The organism is Actinomadura sp. RB99 (assembly GCF_014706005.1).
Classification (GTDB): domain Bacteria; phylum Actinomycetota; class Actinomycetes; order Streptosporangiales; family Streptosporangiaceae; genus Spirillospora.
The window spans coordinates 1-674 of sequence record NZ_JABMCA010000199.1 but is presented as its reverse complement, the minus strand read 5'-3'; the positions used below and the strand labels follow the sequence as shown (position 1 = coordinate 674).

At 64.4% G+C, this 674-nt stretch carries 1 protein-coding gene; it reads left to right on the top strand.

The window, feature by feature from the left end; all coding sequences use genetic code 11:
* Positions 1 to 95: 95 nt before the first annotated feature.
* On the top strand, positions 96 to 674 hold a 579-nt coding region (locus tag amrb99_RS49550), incomplete at its 3' end, for a hypothetical protein (protein WP_206700436.1).

The following is a 674-nucleotide window of genomic DNA, read 5'->3' as shown; positions in this document are numbered from 1 at the left end:
CTCATGCAGGTCTTCGAGTACGTCGCCACCCGGTATTGGGTGCAGGTCTCCGACCGCGCCGCCGGGTAGGGCCTACCCCAGACAGGAGCCGCCACATGGCATCGGCAGCCATCTACGACCGATGGCATCTCTCCCAGCCCCACAACGATCCCGGCTGGGAGCATCCCGACCCCGCGCAGCGGCTTATGCCCTGCAAGTGCGGACGTGGGCGCAACAAGATGTACCCATCCGGCGATCACGGGTGCAAGGCCCGCTGGCAGGTCCGTTGGAAGGACGAGACCGGCAAAGCGTGCAAGCGCTCGTTCAAAGAGCTGGAGGGCGACGACCCCGAAAAGTGTGCGAAAGCGTGGCAGGCGAAGGTCAAGAACGACCTGGACGCTGGCACCTACATCGACCCTGCGGCCGGAACGATCCTTTTCCGGCGGTACGCCGAGGAGGTCATCGAGGCCCGGACACTTGATTCCGGTACGCGGGTCAAGATGCGGGAGCGGATGGCGAAACACGTCTATCCGATCATCGGCGATAAGCCGTTGAAAGACCTCGCTCGGCGGCCGAGCCTCGTGCAGGCGATCATCGCGCGCATGCAGAAGGACGGACAGTCCGCCGGGCACATCGGCGTGATCATGGCCCACGTCGGCGTGGTGTTCAGCGCGGCCCTCGATGATGAATTGATC